Here is a 25,582-nt window from a genome sequence, read left to right as displayed (position 1 = left end):
ATCCGAACAGATGCGAGTACAGCCATGAGTGACAGCACAAACACACCGCGCACTCTCGCCGAGAAAGTGTGGGACGACCACGTCGTCGTGCGCGGCGAAGAAGACGCGTCCGGGAATCGCAATCCCGACCTCATCTACATCGACCTCCACCTCGTCCACGAGGTGACCAGTCCGCAGGCGTTCGAGGGCCTCCGTCTCGCGGACCGTCCGGTCCGTCGGCCCGACCTGACCATCGCCACCGAAGACCACAATGTCCCGACGGTCGACATCTTCAAGCCGATCGCCGACGAGGTCTCGCGCACCCAGGTGGAGACGTTGCGCCGAAACTGTGAAGAATTCGGCATCCGTCTGCATCCGATGGGCGACGCGGAACAGGGCATCGTGCACGTCGTGGGCCCGCAGCTCGGCCTGACGCAGCCCGGGATGACCGTGGTGTGCGGAGACAGCCATACCTCGACCCACGGCGCATTCGGCGCGCTGGCAATGGGAATCGGTACCTCCGAGGTCGAGCACGTGCTGGCCACCCAGACACTTTCGCTGCGCCCCTTCCGCACGATGGCGATCACCGTCGACGGCGAATTGCCACCAGGGGTGACGAGCAAGGACCTGATCCTCGCCGTCATCGCGGAGATCGGCACCGGTGGTGGCCAGGGCTACGTCCTCGAGTACCGGGGCTCGGCGATCGAGAAGCTCTCGATGGAATCGCGAATGACGATCTGCAACATGTCGATCGAGGCGGGTGCACGTGCCGGCATGATCGCGCCGGACCAGGTGACCTACGACTTCTTGAAGGGCAGGCCCAACGCGCCGACCGGTTCCGAATGGGATGACGCAGTCGCGTACTGGGACAGTCTGCGCACCGACACCGGCGCCGAATTCGACGCCGAAGTCCACATCGATGCCACGCAATTGACGCCGTTCGTCACCTGGGGGACCAACCCCGGGCAGGGTCTTCCGCTGGCCGCGCGTGTGCCGGACCCGGCCGAAATCGCCGACGAGAACGCCGCGAGCGCGGCACGTCGCGCGCTCGAGTACATGGATCTGACGCCGGGAATGCCCTTGCGGGACGTGAAGGTCGACACCGTGTTCGTCGGGTCGTGCACCAACGGCCGCATCGAGGATCTGCGTGCGGTGGCCGATGTCCTCAAGGGTCGCACGGTCGCCGACGGTATGCGGATGCTCATCGTCCCGGGATCGATGCGCGTGCGCGCCCAGGCCGAAGACGAAGGTCTCGGTGAGATCTTCACCGCCGCCGGCGCCGACTGGCGGCAGGCCGGATGCTCGATGTGCCTGGGCATGAACCCGGATCAGCTCTCTCCCGGGGAGCGATGCGCATCGACATCGAATCGCAACTTCGAAGGGCGGCAGGGTAAGGGTGGTCGAACTCACCTGGTCTCACCGGCCGTGGCCGCAGCCACAGCCATTCGCGGCACGCTCTCTGCTCCCGCGGATCTCGCCTGACCGTCGCCCACTCCTCAGATCGGAATTTGGACCATGGACCCCATCATCACTCACACCGGGATCGGTGTGCCGCTGCGCTGCAGCAATGTCGACACCGACCAGATCATCCCGGCCGTCTACCTGAAGCGGGTGACCCGCACAGGTTTTGAGGACGGTCTCTTCGCCGGGTGGCGCGCCGACCCGGACTTCATCCTCAACAACGAGCCGTGGAGCCGCGGCTCGATTCTGGTAGCCGGTCCCGATTTCGGTACCGGATCGTCTCGCGAGCATGCGGTCTGGGCGCTGTCGGACTTCGGCTTTCGGGTCGTGATCTCGTCGCGGTTCGCAGACATCTTCCGCGGCAACGCCGGAAAGGCCGGCCTGGTCGCCGCTCAGGTGGAGCAGTCGGACGTCGAACTGCTGTGGAAACGACTCGAGGAGCAGCCGGGCCTGGAACTGACGGTCAGTCTTGCCGATCGGACGATCACCGCAGCAGACCTTGTGGTGCCGTTGGCAATTGATGACTACACGAGGTGGCGTCTCATGGAGGGCCTGGACGACATCGGACTGACATTACGCCAGGTAGAAGCGATTTCTGAGTTCGAGACGTCGCGCCCTCGCTTCAAGCCGGTCACGCTCGACAGCTGAAATTCGCGGCCTGTAAACCGCCTCCGCGGAAAGCGATTGCTGCTTTCGATTTCGCAACATGCCTGGTTAATTGGCGTGGAAGATGGACGTTTTCGAATTGGACGTTTACCGTGTGGAGATAGCTGACTTTACAGATGGGTCAGATCAGCTTGCGGAGGTTTTCAATGAACAAGGCAGAGCTCATCGATGAGCTGACCAAGAAGCTGGATGCGGATCGCAAGACTGCGACTGCCGCTGTCGAGCTTGTCGTCGACACGATCGTGCGCGCGGTGAACAAGGGTGAGAGTGTCACCATCACCGGCTTCGGCGTGTTCGAGAAGCGGAGGCGCGCCCCACGCGTCGCCCGCAACCCGCGCACCGGGGAGACCGTGAAGGTGCGTGCCACTTCGGTTCCCGCGTTCCGACCGGGAGCGCAGTTCAAGGCAGTCGTCGCGGGCAAGCAGAAGCTCGCCTCGTCCGGCCCGGCGGTGAAGCGTGGCAGCGTTGCCGCGGCTACCCCGGCGAAGAAGACCGCGGCAAAGAAGGCCACCCCGGCCAAGAAGACCGCGGCCAAGAAGGCTCCGGCCAAGAAGGCGGCTCCGGCGAAGAAGGCGGCGCCCGCCAAGAAGACCGCAGCCAAGAAGGCTCCGGCCAAGAAGGCGGCGCCCGCCAAGAAGACCGCAGCCAAGAAGGCTCCGGCCAAGAAGGCTCCGGCGAAGAAGGCTCCGGCCAAGAAGACCGCAGCCAAGAAGGCTCCGGCCAAGAAGGCCACGCGACGCTGAGGCGTCCCGAGTCACCCCACATCAGCCTCCGACGTTCTTCCCCCGTCGGGGGCTGATGTGTGTCCGGGTCAGGATTCGACGTCGATGTCGGTGTGCGGCAGCGGACTGTCGATGTGGTCGGCGGCGAGTAGCTGCCCCTGACGGGTCGAGAGCACCCAGACACTGGCTTTGCGATTGCGTTTGGGCGGCAGGGTGATGCCATCCCGATCAGACCACCATCGCATCATCGGCGGGATGACCTTGCCCTGACTGCAGACCGTGTGGATGGCCGAGGTGTCCCATGCGATCTCGCGGATGCGGTGGTGAGCCTGCTGCGGGTCGGCGATGTAGGCCTCTTCGGACAGCGCAGGTTCGGGGACGGTCACGACCCCGAGATTGTGCGCCAGTGGTGCGAGGGTCTGCTCGCACCGGACCCGATCGGCCGCATGTAGTCGCTCGGCACCGAAGATCTCGAGCAGGCCGGCCAGTTCGCGGGCCTCGTGGCGGCCGGTGGAATCCAATGGGCGCAGGCGGTCGTCGCCTTTGTAGCGGGACCTCCGCCCGGCCCGCGCGTGACGGACGAGCAGCAGCGTGTGGACGTCGGCGGGGAGCCTGTCGAATTCGGTGAGAATCGCCCGATCCAGTCGATAGCTCAATTTTTCGGTGGCGGTGGCCATGTCGAGCCAGCGGAGGTCGTCGACCTCGTGACTGGGTTCGAACTCGCCGCCGAGGGCCCGTGCTGCCCAGTACCGGACGCGCTTGCGGTTGCCGTTCGGCAGCACGTATCCGACGTCGCGCAGATGCCGCCCCAGCCGGGCCTGCTGTCCTGTCTCCTCGCGGATCTCGCGCGCAGCGGTCGCGATCAAGGTCTCGCCTGCGTCGATCTTTCCCTTCGGCAGGGTCCAGTCGTCATAGTCGGGTCGGTGGACCAGTGCGACCTCGACCTGCCCGTCTCGAGTCGGGCGCCACAGGACGCCGCCGGCAGCCCAGACCGTCTTCGTTGTCTTCGACATCGACACGAATCCTAGAGGTTCGATGTTGCGAGAACGGTTACGGATTCGGGTCCGTCCGGCGACGATTGCGCCGGATCATCTGACGCTGGTGGTCGCGCACCTCTTCTCCTTCGGCCGGTGAGGCGACCCAACTCCCGTCGGACTGCAGCACCCAACACCGCGTGCGCGGGTCGAGTGCGGAGGCGAACATGTCGCCGAGCTCGGAGGTCAGGCGCTCGTCGCGGACCTGGACCATCACCTCGACACGACGATCGAGATTGCGGTGCATCATGTCGGCACTGCCGATCCAGTATTCGTTCTGGGCGCCGAAATACAGGATTCGCGAATGTTCCAGGAATTGCCCCAGAATCGAGCGCACCACTATGTTGTCGCTGATCCCGACCATTCCGGGACGGAGCGCACAGATGCCGCGCACCACGATCTCGACCGGGACACCGCTCTGCGAAGCCCGATACAGGGCGTCGATCACCTGCTCGTCGACGAGCGCATTTGCCTTGAGCTGGATCAGCGCACGGGTGTCACCCTGCCGATGGCGTTCGATCTCGCTGTCGATCCGGGCGATGATCCCGGACCGGATGCCGTGCGGGGCCACCAGGATGTTGCGGTACTCCATCTTTCGTGAGTAACCGGTGAGGGTGTTGAACAGGTCGGTCAGGTCGGCGCCGATGTCCGGTGCCGCGGTGAACAAGCCCACGTCCTCGTACAGTCGCGCGGTCTTCGGGTTGTAATTGCCGGTACCGATGTGGCAATAGCGACGAATCACCGATCCCTCGCGGCGCACCACGAGACACGTCTTGCAATGTGTCTTCAACCCGACGAGGCCGTAGACCACATGCACACCCGCCTGCTCGAGCTGTCTGGCCCACTTGATGTTCGCCTGCTCGTCGAAGCGCGCCTTGATCTCCACCAGTGCGACGACCTGTTTGCCTGCCTCGGCGGCATCGATCAGCGCGTTGACGATCGGTGAATCACCAGACGTGCGATACAGGGTCTGCTTGATCGCGAGCACCTGTGGGTCTGCGGCGGCCTGTTCGATGAATCGTTGGACGCTCGTGGAGAAGGAGTCGTACGGGTGGTGCACGAGCACGTCGCCCTCGCGCAACGTCGAGAACACGCTCTTGGGCGTCTCGCGCTCGCCGAAGGCCGGATGGGTGGCGGGGACGAAGGGGCGGTCCTTGAGATGCGGACGATCGAGCCCGTGGATCTCGAACAGGCAGGACAGGTCGAGGAGACCGGGTGCCTGGATGACATCTGCGGGATTCACGTCGAGTTCGCGCAACAGGAGTTCGAGCATGTGCTCGCTCATGTCATCGGCCACCTCGAGTCGCACGGGAGAACCGAAGCGCCGGCGTGCGAGTTCGCGTTCGAGTGCCTGCAGCAGGTCTTCGTCGCGGTCCTCTTCGACCTCGAAGTCGGCGTTGCGGGTGATCCGGAAGACATGGTGTTCAACGATTTCCATGCCGGGGAAGAGGTGCTCGAGGTTGGCCGCGATCAACGTCTCCAACGGCAAGAACATGGCCCGCTGGTCGGAGTCCTTCGATGAGCCGGAACCCCGCCGCATCAGCCGATCGACGCGGACGAAGCGATTGACGTTGTCGGGCACCTTGACACGCGCGAAGTGCTCGCCGCCCTCGGCTCGGTCCTTCACCGTGACCGCCAGATTGAGCGACAACCCGCTGATGTAGGGGAACGGATGCGCCGGGTCGACCGCCAGCGGGGTGAGGACCGGGAACACGTCCTCGTGGAAATGATCGACCAGACGAGCCTTCTCGTCGTCGTTCAGTTCCGCCCAGGTGACGACGTGGATGTCGTTTTCCGCCAGATTCGGTCGAACCGAGTCGAGGAAGACCCGGGCATGCCGGTCGGCGATGGTCTGTGTGCGACCGGCGATCCGCAGCAACTGCTCGCGTGGTGACAGACCGTCGGCGGAACGCACGGAGAGTCCGGTCTCGTCGCGACGCTTGAGTCCGGCGACGCGCACCATGAAGAATTCGTCGAGATTGGAGGAGAAGATCGCGAGGAACTTCGCGCGTTCGAGCAATGGCATCGAGACGTCCTCGGCCAGCGCGAGCACTCGCGAGTTGAAGTCGAGCCAGCTCAGTTCGCGATTGAGATAGCGGTCGTCGGGCAGGTCCGCGGACTCGTCGGGAAGCAACGTCGCGGCCGGGGGCGCACCGGGGATGGACGTGATCGGTTGGGTGGCGATGTCGTCGGCGGGGCTCACCGTTCAATCATGACGCATCGGCCGTGCCCTGACACGTCTGGCCGGTGGCCGACGGTCCGCCGCACAGGTCAGTTGCCGTTGCCGAGCGGAACGGTGTCGTCGGTGGAGAACTCCCGGTCCTCCAGCGCCGCCAGGGTGTGCGGGCCCAGACCGAGTGATCGCGCGACCTCCAGATCCTCGGCAGTGTCGACGTCGGTACGCAGGTCGGGCCAGCGCTCATGGTGTGGGTCGATCTCGACCGCACCTGCCTTCCGATGTGCCGCAGCGGAATCCGGACCGAAGCGGGGTGGCCCGGCCACTGACGTGTCGCGCATGAGGATGGTGGTGCCACTGCCGTCGCGATCGGTGAGCACGGCGTGCGGGTGTGCCGCGGCACCGGCGATCACCTCCCGGAGGCTCCGGGCACCGGCCGCGGGTAGGTCGGCCTGGATGAACATCACCCGCCAGGCCGTCGGCCATCGATCACGCGCCACCGCGGCGGCGTGCGCGAACGCGAGATTCAGCCGTGTCACCCCGCTCGATGCGGAGTCGGACGGTTCGCGAACCCCGACGGCGCCTGCGGTGCCCGCCGCGGCCAACACGGCATCGTCGGGGCTGATCACGATGACGCGCCCGATGCCCGCGGCCTCGACGGCCTCGACGGTGTCGACCATCATCGCCAGTACGAGAGCACGGTGCAGCGGCCCGTGGCCGGGCTCCCGGCTCGCGGCCAGACGTGTCTTGGCCTGCTCGAGGCGTTTGACCGCCATCACCGCGACGACATCACCCAGGCCACGACCGCCCGGATCCGGATGCGATGGCGTGTCCATGGACTCCATGATGCCGACCCGCGGGCCGGGGCGGTCACGTGCACCCCACAAAGGATTCGTCGTCGGGCACGGCGTCCCACGCACTACGCTGGGGACGGCAGTGGTGGTCGGCAAAGGAGTGGTCGTGCGTGCGGTGGTGATGGGTGCCGGGTCGTGGGGGACGGCGACGGCGAAGGTGCTGGTCGATGCGGGTACGGACACGACCATCTGGGCTCGGCGCCCGGAACTGGCCGATCGGATCAACACCGATCACACGAATGCCGACTACCTCCCGGGCATCACGTTGCCCGACCAGCTGTTCGCGACGAGTTCGATCCCCGACGCCCTGGCGGGAGCCGACGTGGTGGTGTGCGCGGTGCCGTCCCAGTCGCTGCGCGCGAACCTGACGGAATGGCTGCCGCAGGTGACCCCGGAGACCACCTACGTCTCGCTCGCAAAGGGGGTCGAGACGAGCACCCTGCTACGGATGAGCGAGGTGATCGCCGAGGTCTCGGGTGTTCCGGCGGGGCAGGTGGCGGTGTTGTCGGGGCCCAATCTGGCCCGCGAAGTGGCCGAGGGCCAGCCCGCGGCCACGGTGATCGCGTGCACCGACGAACAGCGTGCACGGGATCTGCAACATTCCTTCAACACCGGGTACTTCCGGCCCTACACGAACACCGATGTGGTCGGCTGCGAGATCGGCGGGGCGGTGAAGAACGTCATCGCGCTGGCCTGCGGGATGGCGAGTGGAGTGGGATTCGGACAGAACACCCTGGCGACGATCATCACCCGCGGCCTCGCGGAGACCATCCGTCTGGGGGTCGCCGTGGGTGCACAGATCGAGACGCTTGCCGGCCTGGCCGGGATCGGCGATCTGGTCGCCACGTGTTCATCCCCGTTGTCGCGCAACCGGACCTTCGGCGCCCGGCTCGGTGAGGGTCTGTCACTCGCCGAAGCGCAGGAGGCCACCCACGGCCAGGTGGCCGAGGGCGTCAAGTCGTGTACGTCGGTGCGCGCCCTCGCCGACAAGTTCGACGTCGAGATGCCGCTGACCGATGCCGTCCATCAGGTCTGTCACGGTGGGCTGTCGGTTGCCGACGCGATCAGCTCGCTGCTCGGCCGCAGCACCAAACCGGAGATCTACGACTGAGTTTCGATCGGGGTTCGATCTGGTTCCGGCTCAGCCGAAGTCGAGCGGGCCACGCGGCAGGGTTTGTTCGATCACTGCGGAGACATCCGTGATCGGACCGTTCCCGGCATTGGCCGGAATCCACATCGCCACGTAGGGACGATGATCGACGCAGACGTAGGCCTGACCCGAGCCCTCGACGGTGTCGGTGATGAACCACTGCACCGGATTGATCACCTGCAGGTTGCTCGTCGGGGACAGCTCGGACGGGCGGGATATACCGCACCGCAAGGTCACCGCATCCCCGTCACCGTCGGCAGGCCATTTCACGGTGGTGCCGTCGACCTGTTTGTCGCCGAACCCGTCGAACGTCTGCGGTAGCGCCGCGATCAGCTTCCCGCAGTCGGCCGAGGACGATTCCCCGGTCGCATAGGACTCGATGGGCGTGGTGTCGTCGGGGCGCAGCGCGGCGAACGTGATGAAACCGATGAGGACCATGACGGGGATGGCGACCAGCGTCGCGATCAACGCCGGACTCAGACGAGGACCGGTGCCGTGACGAGTGTCGACATCGTCGGCCCCTGTGTCCTCCCCCTCGTCGGGTGCACCGTCGGGTGCACCGTCGGGTTCGCTCTCCTCGGTCACGTCCAACACCCTAGTGCGCGGTCGTGTCGGTCCCGTTCGCAGGCGCCGGCGTTCGGCAACCCGGGCTCAGCGCGGGCTCTGGACGACCGGGCAGGTCAGGGTGCGGGTGATGCCGTCGACCTTCTGGATCTGCGGCACGACGTCGTCGGTGAGGTGCGTGGCGTCGGCCGCGTCGACTCGGACGATGACGTCGTACGGTCCGCTGACCTCCTCGGACGAGGCGACACCGGAGATCTCCGCAATCGTCGCCGCGGCAAGCGCGGCTCGTCCGACCTCGGTCTGGATCAGTATGTATGCCTGAACCACGCCCATCCTCTCGTCGACGCGACCCGGCCGGGGTCGCGCTGTTCGACCCGAGCCGGCCCCCGACATCGTGAGTCGCGAACGACCGCACGGCGCAGTGACGTACCGGCGAGCCAATACACTGTCGCCATATTGTCGCTGACAACCCCGTCCAAGCGCGACTCAGAGACCGAGGAGATGTCGTGACCGTCGGAAGTGCCGAGGACCCGGTGGATAGGTCCCGCACCGTCGGTGAGGTCGGGGAACGGCGTTTGATCACCGAACTCACCCGCGCAGCTCTCGCCGACGACCCGGTCCGCCCGCGGGCCGGCCAGGACATCGTCATCGGCTCCGGCGACGACGCCGCCGTGATCGACACCGCCGGTCCCACAGTGATCAGCACCGACACCGCCGTCCAGGGACGACATTTCCGGTTCGACTGGTCGGATGCGCGCACGATCGGCGCTCGAGCGGTGATCCAGAGCGCCGCCGACATCGCCGCCATGGGCGGCCGCACCACCGGGATCGTCGTGTCCATCGGCTGTCCTCCCGACACCACGGTCGGGACCGTTCTCGATCTCAACGCGGGGATCGTCGAGACCGCTCACCGCATCGGGGGACGAGTACTCGGGGGCGACCTGGTGGCGGCCGATCAGGTGGTACTCGGCGTCACCGCGGTGGGCGCCCTCGACGGCGCCGTACCGATCGTCGTCGGTGGAGCCCGAGCCGGCGATGTGCTCGCGGTGACCGGCCATGCGCTGGGTGCCAGTGCCGCCGGCCTGGCCCTGCTGATCGACGCCGACACCCGTGGCTACGCCGGTCATCTCGACGAGTTCCCGACGCTGCTGGCCGCGCACCGGCTGCCGTCGCCCGATCTGACGCAGGGGCCGGCGGCCGCCCGGGCCGGGGCACATGCGATGACCGACATCTCCGACGGCCTGATCGAGGAACTGATCACCATGGCGACTGCGGCCGGGGTCGCGCTGGCCGTACAGACCGACCGGATCCCCACGGACGCAGCGGTGCACGGTGCGGCGACCGTGCTCGGCGTGGACCCGCAGGAGTGGAAACTGACGGGCGGCGAGGACCACGAACTGCTGGCCGCCTTCCCCCCGGGCGGGCTGCCGCCCGGCTGGACCCGGATCGGCGACGTCGGCGAGGGAAGCGGGGTTCGGGTGGATGGTCGCGTGGTGAGCGGACTGCACGGGTGGCAGTCGTTCGGGGATTGACGGACGCCTGACGACGCCCCGGCCGGGTCGGATGTTTAGATTCGATGCATGGCTATCTACGCTCTCGGCGACCGCGAACCCATCATCGGTGATGACGTCTACATCCATCCGGATGCCACGGTGATAGGCGACGTGACGCTCGCCGACGGCGTCTCGGTCTGGCCCGGCGCCGTCCTGCGTGGTGATTCGGGGACCATCACGATCGGTCGCCGGACCAACATCCAGGACGGCACCATCATTCACTGCACCCCGATCGACGCGACGGTGATCGGCGACGAATGCGTGGTCGGTCACAACGCGCACATCGAGGGTGCGACGATCGGCGACCACTGCCTGATCGCGTCGGGTTCGGTCGTCCTGAACGGTTCGACGATCGGGTCGGGTGCCGTCGTCGGGGCGGGCGCGGTGGTGCCGTTCAAGTTCGCGGTCCCGGAGAGGTCGATGGCGCTCGGGGTGCCCGCGAAGATCCGTGCGGGATACGAGGTCCCGGAGGGGCACGTGGACCTCAACGTGGAGATGTACTTCCAGAACGGCAAGTACTTCCGTGACGCGTTGCGGAGGATCGGGTGACCGCCGGCGGGGCAGGGTCCTCGTCGAAACCGTTGTCGGAGTTGATCGATCCCGGTTGGGCGGCGGCCCTGGCGCCGGTGGAGCCGGTCATCTCGGCGATGGGACAGTTCCTGCGCGAAGAGAACGCTGCCGGCCGCGGCTATCTCCCCGCGGGCGCAAATGTGTTGCGAGCCTTCACTCAGCCGTTCGACGACGTCCGGGTGCTGATAGTGGGCCAGGACCCGTACCCGACTCCCGGCCACGCCGTCGGGCTGAGCTTCTCGGTGGCTCAGGACGTCTCACCTGTCCCACGGTCCCTGGCGAACATCTACCGCGAGTACAACGAGGACCTCGGTTACCCGATGCCGGCCAACGGCGATCTCACGCCGTGGGCCAAATCGGGTGTGCTGCTGCTGAACCGAGTGCTCACCGTGTCGCCCGGCGAGCCTGCGTCGCACCGGGGCAAGGGGTGGGAGCAGGTGACCGAGTGCGCCATCAAGGCGCTCGTCGCGCGGGACGCCGAGCCGCTGGTCGCCATCCTGTGGGGCCGGGACGCGGGCAGCCTCAAACAATGGCTACCCGACGTCCCGGTGATCGAGTCCGCGCACCCGTCCCCGTTGTCGGCGAGTCGAGGGTTCTTCGGTTCCCGGCCGTTCAGCCGGGCCAACGAGGCACTCGAGGAACTCGGCGCCGATCCGGTCGACTGGCGGTTGCCCGCCTGAGCAGCGGGACGGGTCAGGAGGTGCGCGCCGCTCCGAAGTCGGGGGAGCGTTTCCCGACGAAGGCGTCGACGCCCTCGATGCCTTCGGGCGACCCCGACAGCCCGGAGATCGACTCGGCCTCGGCGTACAGCTGATCGCCCAGCGATCGCGTCGCCGACTGGGTGAGCAGGGCCCGTGCGGCCGCGTTCGCCTGCCAGGGGCCGGCCGCGATCTTCTCCGCGGCCGCGCGGGCCGCGGATTCGACCTCGTCGTCGGCGACCACGTCGGACAGCAGTCCCCAGGAGAGCGCCTGGTCGGCGTCGATCACCTGGTCGGTCAGGATGATGTGCCGGGCGCGCGCCGGTCCGACGATCCGCGGCAGCGTCCAGGTGAGGCCGCCGTCTGGCGACAGGCCGATGCCACGGTAAGCGGGCCGCAGTCGGGTCGCCGAGCCGCCGATCGCGACGTCGGCATGCAGGGCGAGGCTCATGCCGGCTCCGGCGGCCCAGCCCTTGACGGCCGCGACGACCGGTCGGTTCGCGGCATAGAGGGCATTGACGAACGCATGGAAGTTGTCGGCGAGACCGCGCAGATACGTCGGGCGATGCTCGGCGGAGGCGAATGCGCGGACGTTGCCACCCGCGCAGAAGTTCGCGCCCGTGCCGACGAGGAGGATCGCGCCGACCTCACGCTCGCCGCGCGCCACCTCGTGCAGGGCGGGCGTGCCGAGGGCCAGGGCGTCGTCGGCGAGCGAAGTCCCCGCAGCCGGGGTGGAGACGGCGATGGTGAGGACGGATCCGTCTTGGTGGACGGGGGGAGCAGTAGGCGCGGAGGCAGGCTGTGCGGTCATGGATCGAGACTCTATCTCCGAACGCAGAAGACCCGACTCCCAGGGCGAGCGAATGCTCGCTCGGGAGTCGGGTTCAGCGTGAAGATCGGATCGATCGATGTGGGCGTCGCCGCCCGACGATCAGACGCGTGCGGTCTTGCCCGCCTTCAGGCAGGAGGTGCACACGTTCTTACGCTTGCGGTTCCCCGGCGCGACCTCGACGCGCACCGACTGAATGTTCGGGTTCCACCGGCGGTTCGTGCGCCGGTGCGAGTGCGAAACCGACTTGCCGAAGCCCGGTCCCTTGCCGCAGATATCGCAGACGGCAGCCATCGTCGAACTCCCTTGTGTTGATGAAAGTGGTCGTGTTCTGCCCGCTCGTCCCACGGTCGGCGACTCGGCGTCGACCGGTACTGCAGCAAGGCAACCCTGCAAGAATAGCCGCACCGGCCCGGCGCGGACAAATCCACTCTGTCCAGACCGGTGTGGGCACCCTCCCACGCCTGGTCACCCTACGCCGCTGTCGGCCCGCGCGAGTAACCTCGAACACATCCAACGGGCGGCCTTCGCCACGGCCAACGGTAAGGGGTTTCATGGAGTCGGCGTTCGACGGTGTCAGCACCCGGACGATGAATCCGCAGCTCTTGCGGGACTGGGCGCACGCGGCGGTCGACGGCCTGGAGGCGCTGCGTGGCGAGATCAACGACCTGAACGTCTTCCCGATCCCCGACTCGGACACCGGCAGCAACATGCTCTTCACCATGCGGGCCGCGGCCGATGCGGCCGATCTGGTGCCGGAGGACACGACGATCGGGGCGGTGGCCCACGCGATGGCCGACGGCGCGGTGGCCCAGGCGCGGGGCAACTCCGGCATCATCCTCTCCCAGATCCTGGTCGGGCTCTCCGACGCCGCCGAGCTGTCGCCGGACGGATCGCACATGACGTTCAACCACCTGTGGGCGGCCGGCCTCCGCTTGGGTTCGCTCGCCGCGGTGCGGGCGGTCAGCGAGCCCCGGGAGGGAACGGTCCTGACCGTGATCCGGGTGGGCGCCGAGACTGCGGCCGCGCATGTTTCGGAGTCGGCAGGTGACCTGGCCCGGGCGGTGGCCGACGACTGTGCCGACGCGTTGGAGCGAACACCGGAGCAATTGCCGGAGTTGGCGAGCGCGGGAGTGGTCGACGCCGGCGGTCGCGGATTCCTGGCGCTCGCCGACGCGATGGTCGCGGTCCTCACCGGCGTGGCCCAGCGCCGCCGCCGTTACCGCGGCATCCTCACCGGCGGGGGCGAGCCGGGCCATCAGGGCAACGATGCGTGTTCCGGTGGCAGCGACATGGATTTCGAGGTGATGTATTTCCTCGACGGTGCTGCCGGTGATCAGATCGGCTCGTTGCGCGAGACCCTGAACGATCTCGGCGATGCCGTGGTGATCGTCGGGGACAGCTCCGCCGGCGACGGCGAGCGCTTCTCGGTCCACGTCCACACCTGTGACCCCGGCAAGGCTGTCGAGGCAGGCGTCACGCGGGGTGCCGTGTCGGATATTCGGATCAGCTGTTTCGCGCTCGACGCGATCAGAGCCCGGACCGACACCGCCGAGCCGCCGCCCCGGCACAAGCGGGCGGTGGTCGCCGTGGTCACCGGCGAGGGGTCCGCCGAGCTGTTCGGCGAGGCCGGCGCCGCCGTGCTGCGCGCCGACGACGGGCTCACCCCGGAGGCGTTGGTCGAGGCGATCCGGGCGACCGACAGCGCACATGTGGTGGTGATGGCCAACGGGAAACTCGCGTCGCAGGATCTGGTCACGGTGACCGCGGCGACGCGATCGACTCAGCGGACGGTCGTTCATCTCCCGACATCGTCCATGGTGCAATGCCTTTCGGCATTGGCGGTGCACGACGACGCCGAATCGCCGGACGCGGACACCTATGCGATGGCGGAGGCGGCGGCCGCGACGCGCTGGGGTTCGCTGGTCCGTGCCCGAGCCAAGATGATGACGCTCGCGGGTACCTGCGAGGTCGGTGATGTGTTGGGGCTGATCGGCTCCGATGTCCTGGTCATCGCACCCGACCAGACTGGGGCCGCCACCGCGTTGATCGACCTGATGCTGACCACCGGTGGCGAGATGGTCACGGTGATGGCCGGGGCCGACGTCGACGACGCGGCCCTCGATGCGATCGGCATCCAGATGCGGCGGAGCTACCCAGGTGTGGAACTCGCGATCTACCAGACGGGACAGTCGGACCAGTTGATCCAGGTGGGGGTCGAATAGTGGTTGCGATGTCCGACGCGCTCGACGTGGCGCTCGACCCGAAGACCGCCACCAAGCTCGCATCCTTGTCGGTGTCGACCGTGGGGGAGTTGCTGCGGTACGCACCGCGCCGATATGTCCGCCACGGCCAGCTGTCCAACGACGAACTGCCCCAGAACGACGAGTGGGTGACCATCGTCGGCCGGATCACCGGCTCGCGGATGATCCAGATGCGCAAGCGTCATGGTCAGTTCCTCAAAGTCGCGGTCACCGACGGCAGCCACGCCTACGAGGCGAACTTCTTCAACGCCAAGTTCATTCAGCACCAGCTCAAATCCGGCGCACGGGTGATGATGGCCGGTAAGGTGAAGACCTTCCAGGGCAAGGTCCAACTGTCGCATCCGGAATGGGCCGTCCTCCCCGACGGCGATCCCGAGGTCGACCGCGTGGTGGGCTCCGCCATGCTCTCGGAGATGTACGCCGTCGAGGCCGAGATCACCGGTGGCGACGTGGACCCGGCCGCGTTCGACCGCCCCATTGTGCCGATCTACCCGGCGACCAAGGATATCCAGACCTGGGACATCTGGGGTGCGATCCGCCGGATCCTGGCGGCGATGGAGAGCAGTGCGAACACCGAGGATGCGCTCGGCCCGGACCAACGCTCCGACCGCGGTCTGATCGGCACCGGCGACGCCTTGCGCCGGATTCATCTGCCCGACACCGAGGACGACATCGACGCGGCGCGTGCCCGTCTGAAGTTCGACGAGGCGCTGGCCATCCAGACCGTACTCGCGCAACGGCGGGTCGCCGGGCGGGGCGAGAGCGCTCCGCCCTCTCCGCATGTGCCCGGCGGACTCGAGGACCGGCTGCTCGAACGCTTGCCGTTCACGCTGACCGACGGACAGCGCACGGTTGTCGCCGAGATCGCCGAGGAACTCGGACGAGAAGCACCGATGAGCCGGCTGCTGCAGGGCGAGGTCGGGTCCGGAAAGACGCTCGTCTCACTGCTGGCCATGCTGCGGGTCGTCGACAACGGCCATCAGTGCGCGATCCTGGCGCCCACCGAGGTCCTTGCGGCCCAGCACCATCGCACCATCCGGACGATGCTCGGCGACCTCGCCGAGGCGGGTGAGCTGACCGCCGCCGAGGGGGCCACCACGATCGCCTTGCTGACCGGTTCGATGAAGACCGCCGGCAAGCGGCAGACGCTCCTCGACGTGGTGACGGGTACCGCGGGCATCGTGATCGGAACCCATGCGCTGCTGGAGGAGAACGTCACCTTCTTCGATCTGGGGATGGTGGTGGTCGACGAACAGCACCGGTTCGGCGTCGAACAGCGCGATGTATTGCGTGCCAAGGGAAAAGACGGGCTGATGCCGCATTTCCTGGTGATGACCGCAACCCCGATCCCGCGGACCGTGGCGATGACGGTCTTCGGCGACCTGGAGACCTCGACGCTGACCGAGCTGCCCCGGGGACGGCAACCGATCAGCACGTCGGTGGTCCCGATGGGCAACGAGGCCTGGGTCGACCGCGCGTGGGCTCGAGCCGCCGAGGAGATCACCGAGGGCCGGCAGGTCTACGTGGTCTGCTCCCGCATCGGCGACGATGTCGATGACAAGAAGTCACGGCGTGACGACGACGGGCAGGCGCCGAAGAGCACGTCGGTGGTCGATCAATATGCGGAGCTGCTGGCCGGCCCGCTCGGGGCCCATCGGATCGAGATGCTCCACGGGCGTCTGCCCGCGGACGAGAAGAACGCGGTGATGGACGCGTTCGGTCGCGGCGAGGTCGACGTGGTGGTGTCGACAACCGTCATCGAGGTCGGCGTCGACGTGCCGAACGCCACGATGATGGTCATCGTGGACGCCGAGCGGTTCGGGGTCAGTCAGTTGCACCAGCTGCGCGGCCGCGTCGGTCGTGGTGGCCACGCCGGCCTGTGTCTCTTGATGACGTCGGCCCCGCAGGTGTCGCAGGCGATGCAGCGGCTGCGCGCGGTCGAGGGGTCGACCGACGGATTCGAGCTCGCGCGAGTCGATCTCGAACAGCGACGCGAGGGTGACGTCCTCGGATCGCTACAGTCGGGCGGCACCTCGTCGCTGCGCTTCCTGTCGCTGTTGGGTGACAGTGACGTCATCGCCGACGCACGCGATCTCGCCGAGGAGATCGTGGGAGCGGATCTGCCGTTGGCCGATCACTGTCCGCTGGCCGATCTCGTCGACGCGATCCTCGTGCCGAACAAGGTCAAATACCTCGACAAGTCATAGCGTTTCGCGGCGCCCGGAGGCGTCCGGCCGCAGGATCACCCGTCCTGGCGAGCCAACGCATCACTGGTGACCGGGGTGAAGAGGTTGACCAGATTGCCGTCCGGATCGCGTACCAGAGCCGATCGGTTGCCCCACGGCATCGTGGTCGGCTCCTGGACCACCTCGCCGACCTGACCGGCCAGACGCCGGTACTCGGCATCCACATCATCGACGCGGAACTCGATGATCACGGATCGGTTCGTCGCGGGCTCGACGGAGCCGGCGGCGAAGAGTGCGGCGGTACGTTCACTGCCGATGGCGAGGGTTCCTGCCGAAGTGACGATCTCTGCGAAATCGGGTGTGGCCCAACGGGCCGGCGATGCGGTCACCACTTCGTAGAAGGTGACGAGTCGGTTGACGGATCGGGTGATGATTCGGATCGATACCAGGTTCATGACGGCCACGCTAGGACTGATTCCGGACAGCCGGCGTCCGTGATCCAGATTTCGGCGAGGATTTGATCCGTGCGCCGATGGAACGCGGGGGTCCGCCGCGACGTCCAATGACCATGACGTTCCTGGGCGAGTGGCCGCTGCGCTGGTGGCTGATCCTCTGCGGATGCGTCCTGAGTGCACTGATCGTGGCGACCGGGACCGTGGCACAGAGCGATCGATCGACGTCGGATCCTGCCGTGGGCGAGCATGCCGATCGCGCACTGCGGGCACTGGCTGGTGTTTCGGTACTCGCGCAACGTCCGTCGCGAGAGGACTACCAGCGCGAAGCATTCGGCTCCGCGTGGACCGATGCCACGGCGGCCGCGGGAGGATTCAACGGATGCGACACCCGCAACGACGTCCTCGCCCGCGACCTGACCGACACGCGCCGAGCTGCGGTGTCGTCCTGTCCGCGAGCCGTTGTTGCGGGCGAGTTCCGTAGTCCCTACACGGGTGAGTTCATCGTGTTCCGGCGCGACCGTCGCGCCGGGGCGGTCCAGATCGACCACATCGTGCCGCTGGCCTACGCCTGGGACATGGGGGCGTGGTCGTGGTCGCCGGCGACGCGCATGAATCTGGCCAACGACCCCGCCAATCTCGTGGCCGTGGACGCGGCGTCGAATCTGACCAAGTCGGATCAGGAACCGGGTCGATGGATGCCGCCGAACAAAGGATTCCGGTGCCAGTATTCAATCCAGTTCGTGACCGTGGCGTCCACGTACCACCTGCTACTTGATGCGTCGTCGGCCACAACACTACGAAAAGCCCTGCAGCAGTGCTGAGTACGGCTGCGTCGGGGAGGCGACCATCTCGACGAAAGGCCGCCTCATGACAAGGATCGATTCCCCGTTCCAGGGCGACAATGCTTCGTTCGACATCAGCAGGTGTCGGACATGATGAACTCCATCAACAGTGGCGTGGACATCGAACGGACCACGATCCTGAGCCTCGACACCGAGACCGAGAGCGGCGTCTCCAACATCCCGTTCGTCGTGGCGCGGGCGAACGCGACCCCGATGACGTCGATGACGTCGACGTTCGGGATTTCGGAATTGACGGAGAAGACAAGGCCGGCCACCCGAGGCTACGTTTGCAATATCTACCGCGTTAGTCTGGTGAGCGACATAATTCCGCACGTGAAGTCGAGGAATCCATGAGTGCACCCACCGCCGTACCGGGCGTGGAGACGGCCGACATAGAGAAGGTCGTCAGGGGGCTGGCCAAGGCGGCCAGGGTCGCGTCGAGGACGCTGGCCGGCCTGACCACCGCGGCCAAGAACGAGATCCTGCTCGCCGCCGCAGAGGCGATCGAGGCCGACAGCGAGGCCATCCTCGCCGCCAACGCCGCCGACGTCGTCCGTGCCGAGAACGACGACACCGAGGCGAACCTGATCGATCGTCTACGCCTGACCCCGGAACGGATCACCGGCATCGCCGACGGTCTCCGACAGGTGGCCGTGCTGCCCGACCCGATCGGCGAGGTCGTCTCCGGCAACACGCTTCCGAACGGTCTCGAACTGCGGCAGGTGCGAGTTCCGCTCGGTGTGGTCGGGATGGTGTACGAGGCGCGTCCGAATGTCACCGTCGACGCCTTCGGGATCGCTTTCAAATCGGGCAACGCAATGCTGTTGCGCGGCTCGTCGTCGGCTGCCGATTCGAACGCCGAGCTGGTGCGCGTCCTGCGGGAGGTGCTGCGCGGTAAGGGCGTGAGTGCCGACGCGGTCGCGTTGCTGCCCAGTGAGGATCGCGCCAGCGTCACCGCCCTGATCCGCGCACGCGGTCTGGTCGACGTGGTGATCCCGCGCGGTGGGGCCGGACTCATCAACGCGGTCGTCGCCAACGCCACGGTCCCGACGATCGAGACCGGCACCGGCAACTGCCACGTCTACGTCCACGCGCTCGCCGATGTCGATGTCGCGACCCGGATCATCCTGAACTCCAAGACGCGCCGCCCCAGCGTCTGCAACACCGCCGAGACCGTGCTCATCGACAAGGCCGTCGCGGGCGACGCGCTGCCGAAGATCAGGCAGGCACTGCAGGCGCAAGGAGTGGTCATCCACGGTGACGAGCCGGGGATGGAGCCGGCCACCGAGACCGATTGGTCCGAGGAATACCTGTCGATGGACGTGGCGATGAAGATCGTCGACGGACTCGACGCCGCAGTCGCGCACATCGACACCTACGGCACGGGCCACACCGAGGCGATCGTGACCACGGATCTCGCGGCCGCCCGCGAGTTCACCTCCCGCGTCGACGCGGCAGCGGTGATGGTCAACGCCTCCACCGCATTCACCGACGGAGAACAGTTCGGCTTCGGTGCGGAGATCGGGATCTCGACCCAGAAACTCCACGCGCGGGGGCCGATGGGTTTGCCCGAGCTGACCTCGACCAAGTGGATCGTCTGGGGCGACGGCCACATCCGGTCCGCATGATGGGCGACGCAACCACCGCGGCCGGCGGCGGTCCGGCCACCGTTCCGTCGTTCGGCGACGTCGCCGACGTGGTCTCGCGGCTGCGGTCGACCGGTTACCTCGCCGACGACGCCACCGCCACATCCACCTATCTCGCCGACCGGCTGGGCAAGCCGTTGCTCGTCGAAGGTCCGGCCGGTGTGGGTAAAACCGAACTGGCGCGGGCGATCTCGCAGGCGACGGATGCGGAGTTCATTCGCCTGCAGTGCTATGAGGGCATCGACGAGGCACGCGCTCTCTACGAGTGGAACCACGCCAAGCAGATCCTGCACATCCAGGCGACCGGTAGTCGCGAATGGGACGAGGCGAAGGCCGACATCTTCTCCGATGAGTTCCTGTTGCCCAGGCCGTTGCTGAAGGCGATCTCGCGATCGGAACCGACGGTGCTGCTCATCGACGAGGTCGACAAGGCCGACGTCGACATGGAGGGCCTGCTCCTGGAGGTGCTGAGCGATTTCGCGGTGACCATCCCGGAGATGGGCACTGTGGCCGCGACCCGGCGGCCGGTGGTGATCCTGACGTCGAACGCGACCCGGGACCTGTCGGAGGCGCTCAAACGTCGCTGCCTCTACCTCTACATCGACTTCCCGGACGCCGTCCGTGAGCGGGAGATCCTGGCCTCGCGAGTGCCGGGCCTGTCGGATGCGCTGGCCGCCGAACTGGTACGTGTCGTCGGTGTGTTGCGCACCCTCGACATCCGGAAGAAGCCGTCGGTGGCGGAGACCATCGACTGGGCCAACACCCTGCTCGCGCTGGGCGCCGGCGAGTCGAGTGGTTCCGGCGGCGGCAAACTCGACGACGGCCTCATCGCCCGCACCCTGGGAGTGGTGCTCAAGCACCGACCGGACCTGAAGACGGCCCTCAAAGAACTCAAGCTGGGCTGATGTCGACCGACGGGTCCGCCGTGTCGGGTGCCGCGGGCACCGATGAGGTGCCGATGATCTCCCACCTCACCGGGTTCGTCGACGAGTTGCGCCGACGCGGAATGATCGTCGGGCCGTCGTCTCTCATCGACGCCGCGCAGGCGATGGAGGTGCTCGACCTCCTCGACCGGCGCAGTCTCCGTGAGGGGCTGGCGACCACGTTGATCAGTGACCAGATGCACCGCAGGGTCTTCGACACGATCTTCGACCTCTGGTTCCCCCTTGGCACCGGCGCGCGGACCGCGGTGACCGACCTGCCGCGCACACTGGACGGGGAGATCGACGTGGAGACAATGCGCGAGATGGTCGCCGACATGCTCGCCGACGACTCGGCCGATGCGGACGGCCGGCTCGACCAGATGATCGCGCTCATCGTCGATCGGCTCGGCCGCTATGACTCCACGCGTGGCGAGGCGTTCTCGGCTTATCAGGCGCTGTCGACGGTCAACCCGCAGACCCTGATCGCGCGGATCGCGGCGGCCATGGCCGGCGGGGGAGACGAGGACGGCTCGGGCGGCGACCGCCCCGGCACCGAACCCCTCTACCGTCGCGCCGCCCGCGCCCGGGCCGGGGAGCTCCGGGCCGCCATCGAGGCGGAGACGCAACGTCGGATGGCGGGGCGCAACGGACGCGAACGGGTCGCCGACTACGCGGTGCCGCCGCTGCCCGAGAACATCAACTTCCTCAGCGCGGGCGCGCAGGATCTCGCCGAGATCCGACGGACCATCCAGCCGCTCGCGCGATTGCTCGCCGCGAAGCTGGAGATCCGTCGTCGCCGATCCCGCCGCGGTGCCGTCGATGTCCGCAAGACGCTCCGCGCCTCGATGTCCACGGGGGGAGTACCGATCGAGCTGAGCCATCGCAAGCCGCGGCCCGGCCGGCCGGAACTCGTCGTCATCTGCGACGTCTCGGGCTCGGTCGCCGGCTTCTCGCAGTTCACTCTGAGGCTGGTTTACGCACTGCGCCAACAATTCTCGAAAGTGCGAGTGTTCGCGTTCGTGGACACGGTCGACGAGGTCACCGACTTCTTCGACCGTGGCGCAGACGACGAGGACTTCGGTGCGAGCATGCACCGGATGATCACCACAGCGCGGATCAGCACTCGGGACGGCCATTCCGACTACGGCAACATGCTGCGCGGGTTCGTCGAGGAGTACGGCGAGTCGCTCACCCATCGCGGTGCGTTGCTGATCCTCGGTGACGGGCGGACCAACTATCACGACCCGCATCTCGGCGCGCTGCGTGAACTCACCGACCGTGCCCGGCACGCGTACTGGCTCAATCCCGAGGCGGAGCGCAATTGGGGCACCAGTGACTCCGCGGCCATCGAATACGCGGAGATCATCGAGATGTTCGAATGCCGGAACGCGACCCAGCTCGGCCGGGCGATCGCCGATCTGCTCCCGGTGTGATCGGCCCCGGGCCGGGCGGACACCCGGGGCCGACCGCGTAAACTCACACCTCATGGCCACCGACCGCCCGTTGCAACAGCAGCCGCGTGCACGCCGTATCGGCATCATGGGTGGCACATTCGATCCGATCCACAACGGCCACCTCGTGGCGGCCAGCGAGGTCGCGCATCGCTTCTCCCTCGACGAGGTCATCTTTGTGCCGACCGGTCGGCCGTGGCAGAAACTCGCCGAGGACGCCGCGGTGGTGAAAGCCGAGCAGGCACGTGCGGTGAGCCCGGCCGAGGACCGCTACCTGATGACGGTGATCGCCACCGCCTCCAATCCCCGGTTCACGGTGAGTCGTGTCGACATCGAACGTGACGGTGATACATACACCGTCGACACACTGCGTGACCTGCGCAGCATGCATCCGGAAGCAGAGCTCTACTTCATCACCGGAGCCGATGCGCTCGAGTCGATCCTGTCCTGGCAGGACTGGGAGGAACTCTTCGAACTCGCCAACTTCGTCGGCGTGAGCAGGCCCGGGTATGAACTCCACGCCATGCACCTCGCGCAACACCTCGAGGCGCTGCCCCCGGACACCCTGCAGATGCTCGAGATCCCGGCGCTGGCGATATCGTCGACCGAGTGCCGCGCCCGCGCAGCCCGCGGAAGACCCGTCTGGTATCTGGTTCCCGACGGTGTGGTCCAGTACATCGCCAAACGCAAGCTGTACCGTTCACCGAGGGCATCCTCGCCGGGCGTTTCTGCTCCCTGATCGATCTGGTGCGACCGATCGGTTGCGACCGCCCCGAAACCTCCGATGGAAGGACACCCGTGACTGCCACAGCCGAAGCGCTGGAGATGGCCAAGGTCGCGGCATTCGCCGCCGCCGACAAACTCGCGCATGACGTCACCGTCATCGACGTCTCCGAACAGCTCGTCATCACCGACATCTTCGTGATCGCCTCTGCCGACAACGAGCGGCAGGTGACATCGATCGTGGACGAGGTCGAGGACAAACTCCGCGAGGCCGGGTACAAGCCGGTACGTCGTGAGGGCACACGCGAGGGACGCTGGGCGCTGATCGACTACGCCGACATCGTGGTGCACATCCAGCACAGCGACGAGCGACAGTTCTATGCGCTCGAGCGGCTGTGGCAGGACTGCCCGATCATCGAGGTGGACGGCCTGGGATGAGCGGGGGACCCGATTCGCACGACACCGCGGTCGAGCGACTGACACCCGTGGTGCGGCGCCTCATCCTGTTGCGGCACGGCCAGACCGAATACAACGCCACCAGCCGCATGCAGGGGCAACTCGACACCGACCTCTCGGCCCTCGGGGTCCGGCAGGCAGCTGCCGCGGCGGAGGTGCTCGCCAAGCGTGCCCCGATGCTCATCAGGTCGTCGGATCTCGCGCGCGCCCGGGACACCGCCGAAGCGCTCGCGCGGAGCACCGGGCTGTCGGTCGACACCGATGAGCGGCTGCGTGAGACCCACCTCGGCGATTGGCAGGGGATGACCCACCACGAGGTCGACGACGTCATGCCGGGTGCGCGGCGGATCTGGCGCGACGACGCCGGTTGGCGTCCGCCGAACGGCGAGAGCCGGATCGACGTCGCGCGGCGGGCCGTGCCGCTCGTGGCGGAGCTGGTCTCCGATCTCGACGAATGGGGGACCGGCGACAATCCGGAGGCCCCGGTCGTGCTCGTGGCCCATGGCGGCGTCATCGCCGCACTGACCGCGGCGCTCCTCGACCTCCCGGAGACGTCGTGGCCGGTGTTCGGCGGGCTCGCCAACACCAGCTGGGTGCAACTGTCGGGTCACGGTGTCCCGGGTAGCCCGCCACACTGGCGGCTCGATGTCTGGAACGCGTCGGCCGAGAGCGCCGACGCGGCCGTCCAATGACCTTCCCGGCGGCGTCGTCCGGACGTTCCGACGGCACGGTCCTGATCCTGTCCGACTCGTTGGCCTATTACGGCCCGTCGGGCGGGCTGGCCGCCGACGATCCGAGGATCTGGCCGAATCTCGTCGGTGCGGCCTGCGACCGCGAGGTACGGCTGTTCGGGCGGATCGGCTGGACGAGCCGTGACGTGTGGTGGGCGCTGACCCAGGACCCGAACATCTGGGCCGCGGTACCGGGCGCCGACGTCGTGGTCCTGGCGTTCGGCGGGATGGACAGTCTTCCCTCGCCGCTGCCGACCGCGGTCCGAGAACAGATCCGGTATGTCCGTCCGAACCGGTTGCGGCAGGTCGTCCGGGACGGATACCAGTGGCTGCAACCGCGGTTGTCCACGGTCGGTTGGCCGGTGGCCCTGCCTCCCACGGTGACGGTCGAATACCTGGAGAAGATCCGCGCCGCGCTGACTCACCTCCGACCGGATCTGCCGATCGTGGTGTGCCTGCCTCCCACGCATCGGAGTCCGTATTACGGCTACGTGCACAGTGGCCGCATCCCCACCACGGCCGCGATGGCCGAATGGGCGGGCGCGCACGATCTGCCGACCGCCGACTTCTACCCGGTCACCCGGGATGGGTTCTTTCCGGTCGGTGGCGGCATGAGCGACGAGATGAATCCGGACGGGATCCACTGGGGATACGAGTGTCATCGGGGCATCGCCGACGTCGTGGTGCCGGTGGTCGGCGACGTCCTCGACCGGCGCGCGGCCGGTCGGGAGGCGACCGGCTAACGTAGACGCGTGCCAGTCGTCGTCGTCACCGATTCATCGTCGCGGTTGCCGCACGCCGTCACCGATCACTACGGCATCCGGCAGGTACCGCTTCACCTCGAACTCGACGGCACCGACTACCTCGAGGGCGTCGACGACATCCCCGACGACATCATCTCCACGCCAGGCGTGACGACCTCCGGCGCCAATCCGCACGACCTCGGGATCGCCTACGAGGAAGCATTGGCCGCGAGCGACGGCGACGGTGTGGTGGCGGTCCACATGTCACGCAGGCTGTCGGGCACCTGGGGTGCCGGCCGGTTGGCGGCCGAGAAGTTTCCCGGACAGGTGCGGGTCGTCGACGCCAGGTCGGTGGGCCTCGCCGTCGGCTTCACCGCGATCGGTGCCGCCCAGGCCGCGGCCTCCGGCGCCGATCGGGACCGCGTGTACGAGTCGGCGATCCGGCAGGCCGCCACTGTCGACTCGATGATCTGCGTTCACCAGCTCGACAACCTCCGCCAGAGCGGCCGGATCAGTGCGGCCAGCAAGATGTTGGGCTCGGCGCTCTCGATCAAGCCGATCCTGCACATGGTCGACGGAATCCTCACGCTCAAGGAGCGCCACCGCACCTTCTCCAAGGCGCTCACCAAGATGGTCGATGCGGCCGTCGAGTCGGCCGACGGCAGGCCGGTGACTCTCGGCGTCCAGCACAGTGCGGCCCCCGAGTTGGCACGAAAACTGGCCGACCAACTGACCGAGCGGCTACGGGTCGTGACGTCGGAACTCATCGTCGACCTCGGGCCGATCCTCGGCTGCCATGTTGGCCCCGGGGCCATCGGGGTGGCGATCGCCACGGGCCTCGATCCCGTCGAGGTCTGAGAAGACCGACGCCGCAGGCCATTCACAGATCCGAATCCATCCACAGAT

The 25,582-nt window shown here is 67.2% G+C and carries 27 protein-coding genes; 18 read left to right on the top strand and 9 right to left on the bottom strand.

The annotated features are described in order from the left end of the window. Nucleotides 1-24: 24 nt before the first annotated feature. The 3 genes from leuC to ACLQ3I_RS01680 all read left to right on the top strand — a co-directional run bounded on the left by leuC (nucleotide 25) and on the right by ACLQ3I_RS01680 (nucleotide 2,849). On the top strand, nucleotides 25-1,461 hold the full coding sequence (leuC, locus tag ACLQ3I_RS01690; RefSeq protein WP_425791587.1) for a 3-isopropylmalate dehydratase large subunit: 1,437 nt from the start codon (nucleotides 25-27) through the stop codon (nucleotides 1,459-1,461). 33 nt (nucleotides 1,462-1,494) lie between these two features. Further along, nucleotides 1,495-2,088 (top strand): 3-isopropylmalate dehydratase small subunit, encoded by a 594-nt coding sequence (gene leuD, locus ACLQ3I_RS01685; protein WP_425799946.1) that lies wholly within the window; start codon nucleotides 1,495-1,497, stop codon nucleotides 2,086-2,088. 164 nt (nucleotides 2,089-2,252) lie between these two features. Further along, nucleotides 2,253-2,849 (top strand): HU family DNA-binding protein, encoded by a 597-nt coding sequence (locus ACLQ3I_RS01680; protein ID WP_425799945.1) that lies wholly within the window; start codon nucleotides 2,253-2,255, stop codon nucleotides 2,847-2,849. Between the two features lie 68 nt (nucleotides 2,850-2,917). Here ACLQ3I_RS01680 and ACLQ3I_RS01675 read toward each other — a convergent pair whose 3' ends face one another. The 3 genes from ACLQ3I_RS01675 to cofC all read right to left on the bottom strand — a co-directional run bounded on the left by ACLQ3I_RS01675 (nucleotide 2,918) and on the right by cofC (nucleotide 6,874). Continuing rightward, on the bottom strand, nucleotides 2,918-3,841 hold the full coding sequence (locus ACLQ3I_RS01675; protein ID WP_425791591.1) for an NUDIX hydrolase: 924 nt from the start codon (nucleotides 3,839-3,841) through the stop codon (nucleotides 2,918-2,920). A gap of 37 nt (nucleotides 3,842-3,878) precedes the next feature. Beyond that, on the bottom strand, nucleotides 3,879-6,065 hold the full coding sequence (locus ACLQ3I_RS01670; RefSeq protein WP_425799944.1) for an RNA degradosome polyphosphate kinase: 2,187 nt from the start codon (nucleotides 6,063-6,065) through the stop codon (nucleotides 3,879-3,881). A gap of 68 nt (nucleotides 6,066-6,133) precedes the next feature. Further along, nucleotides 6,134-6,874, bottom strand: a complete 741-nt coding sequence (gene cofC, locus ACLQ3I_RS01665) for a 2-phospho-L-lactate guanylyltransferase (RefSeq protein ID WP_425799943.1) — start codon at nucleotides 6,872-6,874, stop codon at nucleotides 6,134-6,136. Between the two features lie 124 nt (nucleotides 6,875-6,998). Here cofC and ACLQ3I_RS01660 point away from each other — a divergent pair, with 124 nt between their 5' ends. Continuing rightward, nucleotides 6,999-8,003 (top strand): NAD(P)H-dependent glycerol-3-phosphate dehydrogenase, encoded by a 1,005-nt coding sequence (locus ACLQ3I_RS01660; protein ID WP_425792095.1) that lies wholly within the window; start codon nucleotides 6,999-7,001, stop codon nucleotides 8,001-8,003. A gap of 30 nt (nucleotides 8,004-8,033) precedes the next feature. Here ACLQ3I_RS01660 and ACLQ3I_RS01655 read toward each other — a convergent pair whose 3' ends face one another. Next, complete coding sequence (locus tag ACLQ3I_RS01655; RefSeq protein WP_425800682.1) at nucleotides 8,034-8,633, bottom strand: DUF3515 domain-containing protein; 600 nt, start codon at nucleotides 8,631-8,633, stop codon at nucleotides 8,034-8,036. A gap of 60 nt (nucleotides 8,634-8,693) precedes the next feature. Further along, complete coding sequence (locus tag ACLQ3I_RS01650) at nucleotides 8,694-8,939, bottom strand: Lrp/AsnC ligand binding domain-containing protein (RefSeq protein WP_425791597.1); 246 nt, start codon at nucleotides 8,937-8,939, stop codon at nucleotides 8,694-8,696. Between the two features lie 173 nt (nucleotides 8,940-9,112). Between ACLQ3I_RS01650 and thiL the strand changes: the two genes are divergently transcribed. Genes thiL through ACLQ3I_RS01635 form a run of 3 tightly spaced genes read left to right on the top strand, consistent with a single transcriptional unit; the run spans nucleotide 9,113 to nucleotide 11,409 of the window. Next, the gene (thiL, locus tag ACLQ3I_RS01645; RefSeq protein WP_425799942.1) at nucleotides 9,113-10,138 is read left to right on the top strand and encodes a thiamine-phosphate kinase; all 1,026 of its coding nucleotides are present in this window, start codon (nucleotides 9,113-9,115) and stop codon (nucleotides 10,136-10,138) included. 48 nt (nucleotides 10,139-10,186) lie between these two features. Further along, a complete protein-coding gene (locus ACLQ3I_RS01640) occupies nucleotides 10,187-10,708 on the top strand; it encodes a gamma carbonic anhydrase family protein (protein ID WP_425791601.1) in 522 nt (173 codons plus the stop codon). After that, nucleotides 10,705-11,409 carry a uracil-DNA glycosylase gene (locus ACLQ3I_RS01635; RefSeq protein ID WP_425791603.1) on the top strand — a complete coding sequence of 235 codons (705 nt, stop codon included), beginning with the start codon at nucleotides 10,705-10,707 and terminating at the stop codon, nucleotides 11,407-11,409. The genes ACLQ3I_RS01640 and ACLQ3I_RS01635 overlap by 4 nt, the downstream gene beginning before the upstream one ends. A gap of 13 nt (nucleotides 11,410-11,422) precedes the next feature. Here ACLQ3I_RS01635 and ACLQ3I_RS01630 read toward each other — a convergent pair whose 3' ends face one another. Both ACLQ3I_RS01630 and rpmB read right to left on the bottom strand, forming a co-directional pair. Beyond that, nucleotides 11,423-12,238: an enoyl-CoA hydratase/isomerase family protein gene (locus tag ACLQ3I_RS01630; RefSeq protein WP_425791605.1), complete on the bottom strand. Its 816-nt coding sequence runs from the start codon at nucleotides 12,236-12,238 to the stop codon at nucleotides 11,423-11,425. Nucleotides 12,239-12,358: 120 nt separating this feature from the next. Next, nucleotides 12,359-12,550 carry a 50S ribosomal protein L28 gene (gene rpmB, locus ACLQ3I_RS01625; protein ID WP_124706538.1) on the bottom strand — a complete coding sequence of 64 codons (192 nt, stop codon included), beginning with the start codon at nucleotides 12,548-12,550 and terminating at the stop codon, nucleotides 12,359-12,361. A gap of 260 nt (nucleotides 12,551-12,810) precedes the next feature. On the opposite strand from rpmB, the gene ACLQ3I_RS01620 reads away from it, so the two are divergent. Together ACLQ3I_RS01620 and recG are read left to right on the top strand one after the other, a co-directional pair. Beyond that, on the top strand, nucleotides 12,811-14,481 hold the full coding sequence (locus ACLQ3I_RS01620; RefSeq protein ID WP_425799941.1) for a DAK2 domain-containing protein: 1,671 nt from the start codon (nucleotides 12,811-12,813) through the stop codon (nucleotides 14,479-14,481). 8 nt (nucleotides 14,482-14,489) lie between these two features. Further along, on the top strand, nucleotides 14,490-16,727 hold the full coding sequence (gene recG, locus ACLQ3I_RS01615; protein WP_425799940.1) for an ATP-dependent DNA helicase RecG: 2,238 nt from the start codon (nucleotides 14,490-14,492) through the stop codon (nucleotides 16,725-16,727). A 35-nt stretch (nucleotides 16,728-16,762) separates the two neighbouring features. Here recG and ACLQ3I_RS01610 read toward each other — a convergent pair whose 3' ends face one another. After that, complete coding sequence (locus tag ACLQ3I_RS01610; RefSeq protein WP_425799939.1) at nucleotides 16,763-17,161, bottom strand: VOC family protein; 399 nt, start codon at nucleotides 17,159-17,161, stop codon at nucleotides 16,763-16,765. 107 nt (nucleotides 17,162-17,268) lie between these two features. Between ACLQ3I_RS01610 and ACLQ3I_RS01605 the strand changes: the two genes are divergently transcribed. Next, nucleotides 17,269-17,982 carry an HNH endonuclease family protein gene (locus tag ACLQ3I_RS01605; protein ID WP_425799938.1) on the top strand — a complete coding sequence of 238 codons (714 nt, stop codon included), beginning with the start codon at nucleotides 17,269-17,271 and terminating at the stop codon, nucleotides 17,980-17,982. A gap of 95 nt (nucleotides 17,983-18,077) precedes the next feature. Here ACLQ3I_RS01605 and ACLQ3I_RS01600 read toward each other — a convergent pair whose 3' ends face one another. Then, nucleotides 18,078-18,278 (bottom strand): hypothetical protein, encoded by a 201-nt coding sequence (locus ACLQ3I_RS01600; protein ID WP_425791615.1) that lies wholly within the window; start codon nucleotides 18,276-18,278, stop codon nucleotides 18,078-18,080. A 75-nt stretch (nucleotides 18,279-18,353) separates the two neighbouring features. On the opposite strand from ACLQ3I_RS01600, the gene ACLQ3I_RS01595 reads away from it, so the two are divergent. The 8 genes from ACLQ3I_RS01595 to ACLQ3I_RS01560 are packed head-to-tail and all read left to right on the top strand — an operon-like array spanning nucleotide 18,354 to nucleotide 25,534. Beyond that, entirely contained in the window at nucleotides 18,354-19,631 is a 1,278-nt protein-coding gene (locus ACLQ3I_RS01595) for a glutamate-5-semialdehyde dehydrogenase (protein WP_425791617.1), read from the top strand. Next, nucleotides 19,631-20,554 (top strand): AAA family ATPase, encoded by a 924-nt coding sequence (locus ACLQ3I_RS01590; RefSeq protein ID WP_425791619.1) that lies wholly within the window; start codon nucleotides 19,631-19,633, stop codon nucleotides 20,552-20,554. The genes ACLQ3I_RS01595 and ACLQ3I_RS01590 overlap by 1 nt, the downstream gene beginning before the upstream one ends. After that, a complete protein-coding gene (locus tag ACLQ3I_RS01585) occupies nucleotides 20,554-22,005 on the top strand; it encodes a vWA domain-containing protein (protein ID WP_425799937.1) in 1,452 nt (483 codons plus the stop codon). The genes ACLQ3I_RS01590 and ACLQ3I_RS01585 overlap by 1 nt, the downstream gene beginning before the upstream one ends. Before the next feature lie 52 nt (nucleotides 22,006-22,057). Continuing rightward, on the top strand, nucleotides 22,058-22,762 hold the full coding sequence (gene nadD / locus ACLQ3I_RS01580; RefSeq protein ID WP_425791623.1) for a nicotinate-nucleotide adenylyltransferase: 705 nt from the start codon (nucleotides 22,058-22,060) through the stop codon (nucleotides 22,760-22,762). Nucleotides 22,763-22,821: 59 nt separating this feature from the next. Beyond that, nucleotides 22,822-23,184 carry a ribosome silencing factor gene (gene rsfS, locus ACLQ3I_RS01575; protein WP_164309112.1) on the top strand — a complete coding sequence of 121 codons (363 nt, stop codon included), beginning with the start codon at nucleotides 22,822-22,824 and terminating at the stop codon, nucleotides 23,182-23,184. Beyond that, nucleotides 23,181-23,894, top strand: a complete 714-nt coding sequence (locus ACLQ3I_RS01570) for a histidine phosphatase family protein (protein ID WP_425791627.1) — start codon at nucleotides 23,181-23,183, stop codon at nucleotides 23,892-23,894. The genes rsfS and ACLQ3I_RS01570 overlap by 4 nt, the downstream gene beginning before the upstream one ends. Beyond that, nucleotides 23,891-24,676 carry a diglucosylglycerate octanoyltransferase gene (gene octT / locus ACLQ3I_RS01565; protein ID WP_425799936.1) on the top strand — a complete coding sequence of 262 codons (786 nt, stop codon included), beginning with the start codon at nucleotides 23,891-23,893 and terminating at the stop codon, nucleotides 24,674-24,676. The genes ACLQ3I_RS01570 and octT overlap by 4 nt, the downstream gene beginning before the upstream one ends. A gap of 9 nt (nucleotides 24,677-24,685) precedes the next feature. Further along, entirely contained in the window at nucleotides 24,686-25,534 is an 849-nt protein-coding gene (locus ACLQ3I_RS01560; protein ID WP_425799935.1) for a DegV family protein, read from the top strand. The last annotated feature ends 48 nt before the right edge of the window (nucleotides 25,535-25,582 follow it).

Origin of the sequence: Gordonia sp. DT101, assembly GCF_049844895.1 — a bacterium.
In the GTDB taxonomy this organism is placed as follows: Bacteria; Actinomycetota; Actinomycetes; order Mycobacteriales; family Mycobacteriaceae; genus Gordonia.
The sequence above is the reverse complement of the archived record's forward strand: the minus strand, read 5'-3'. Positions and strand labels throughout refer to the sequence as shown.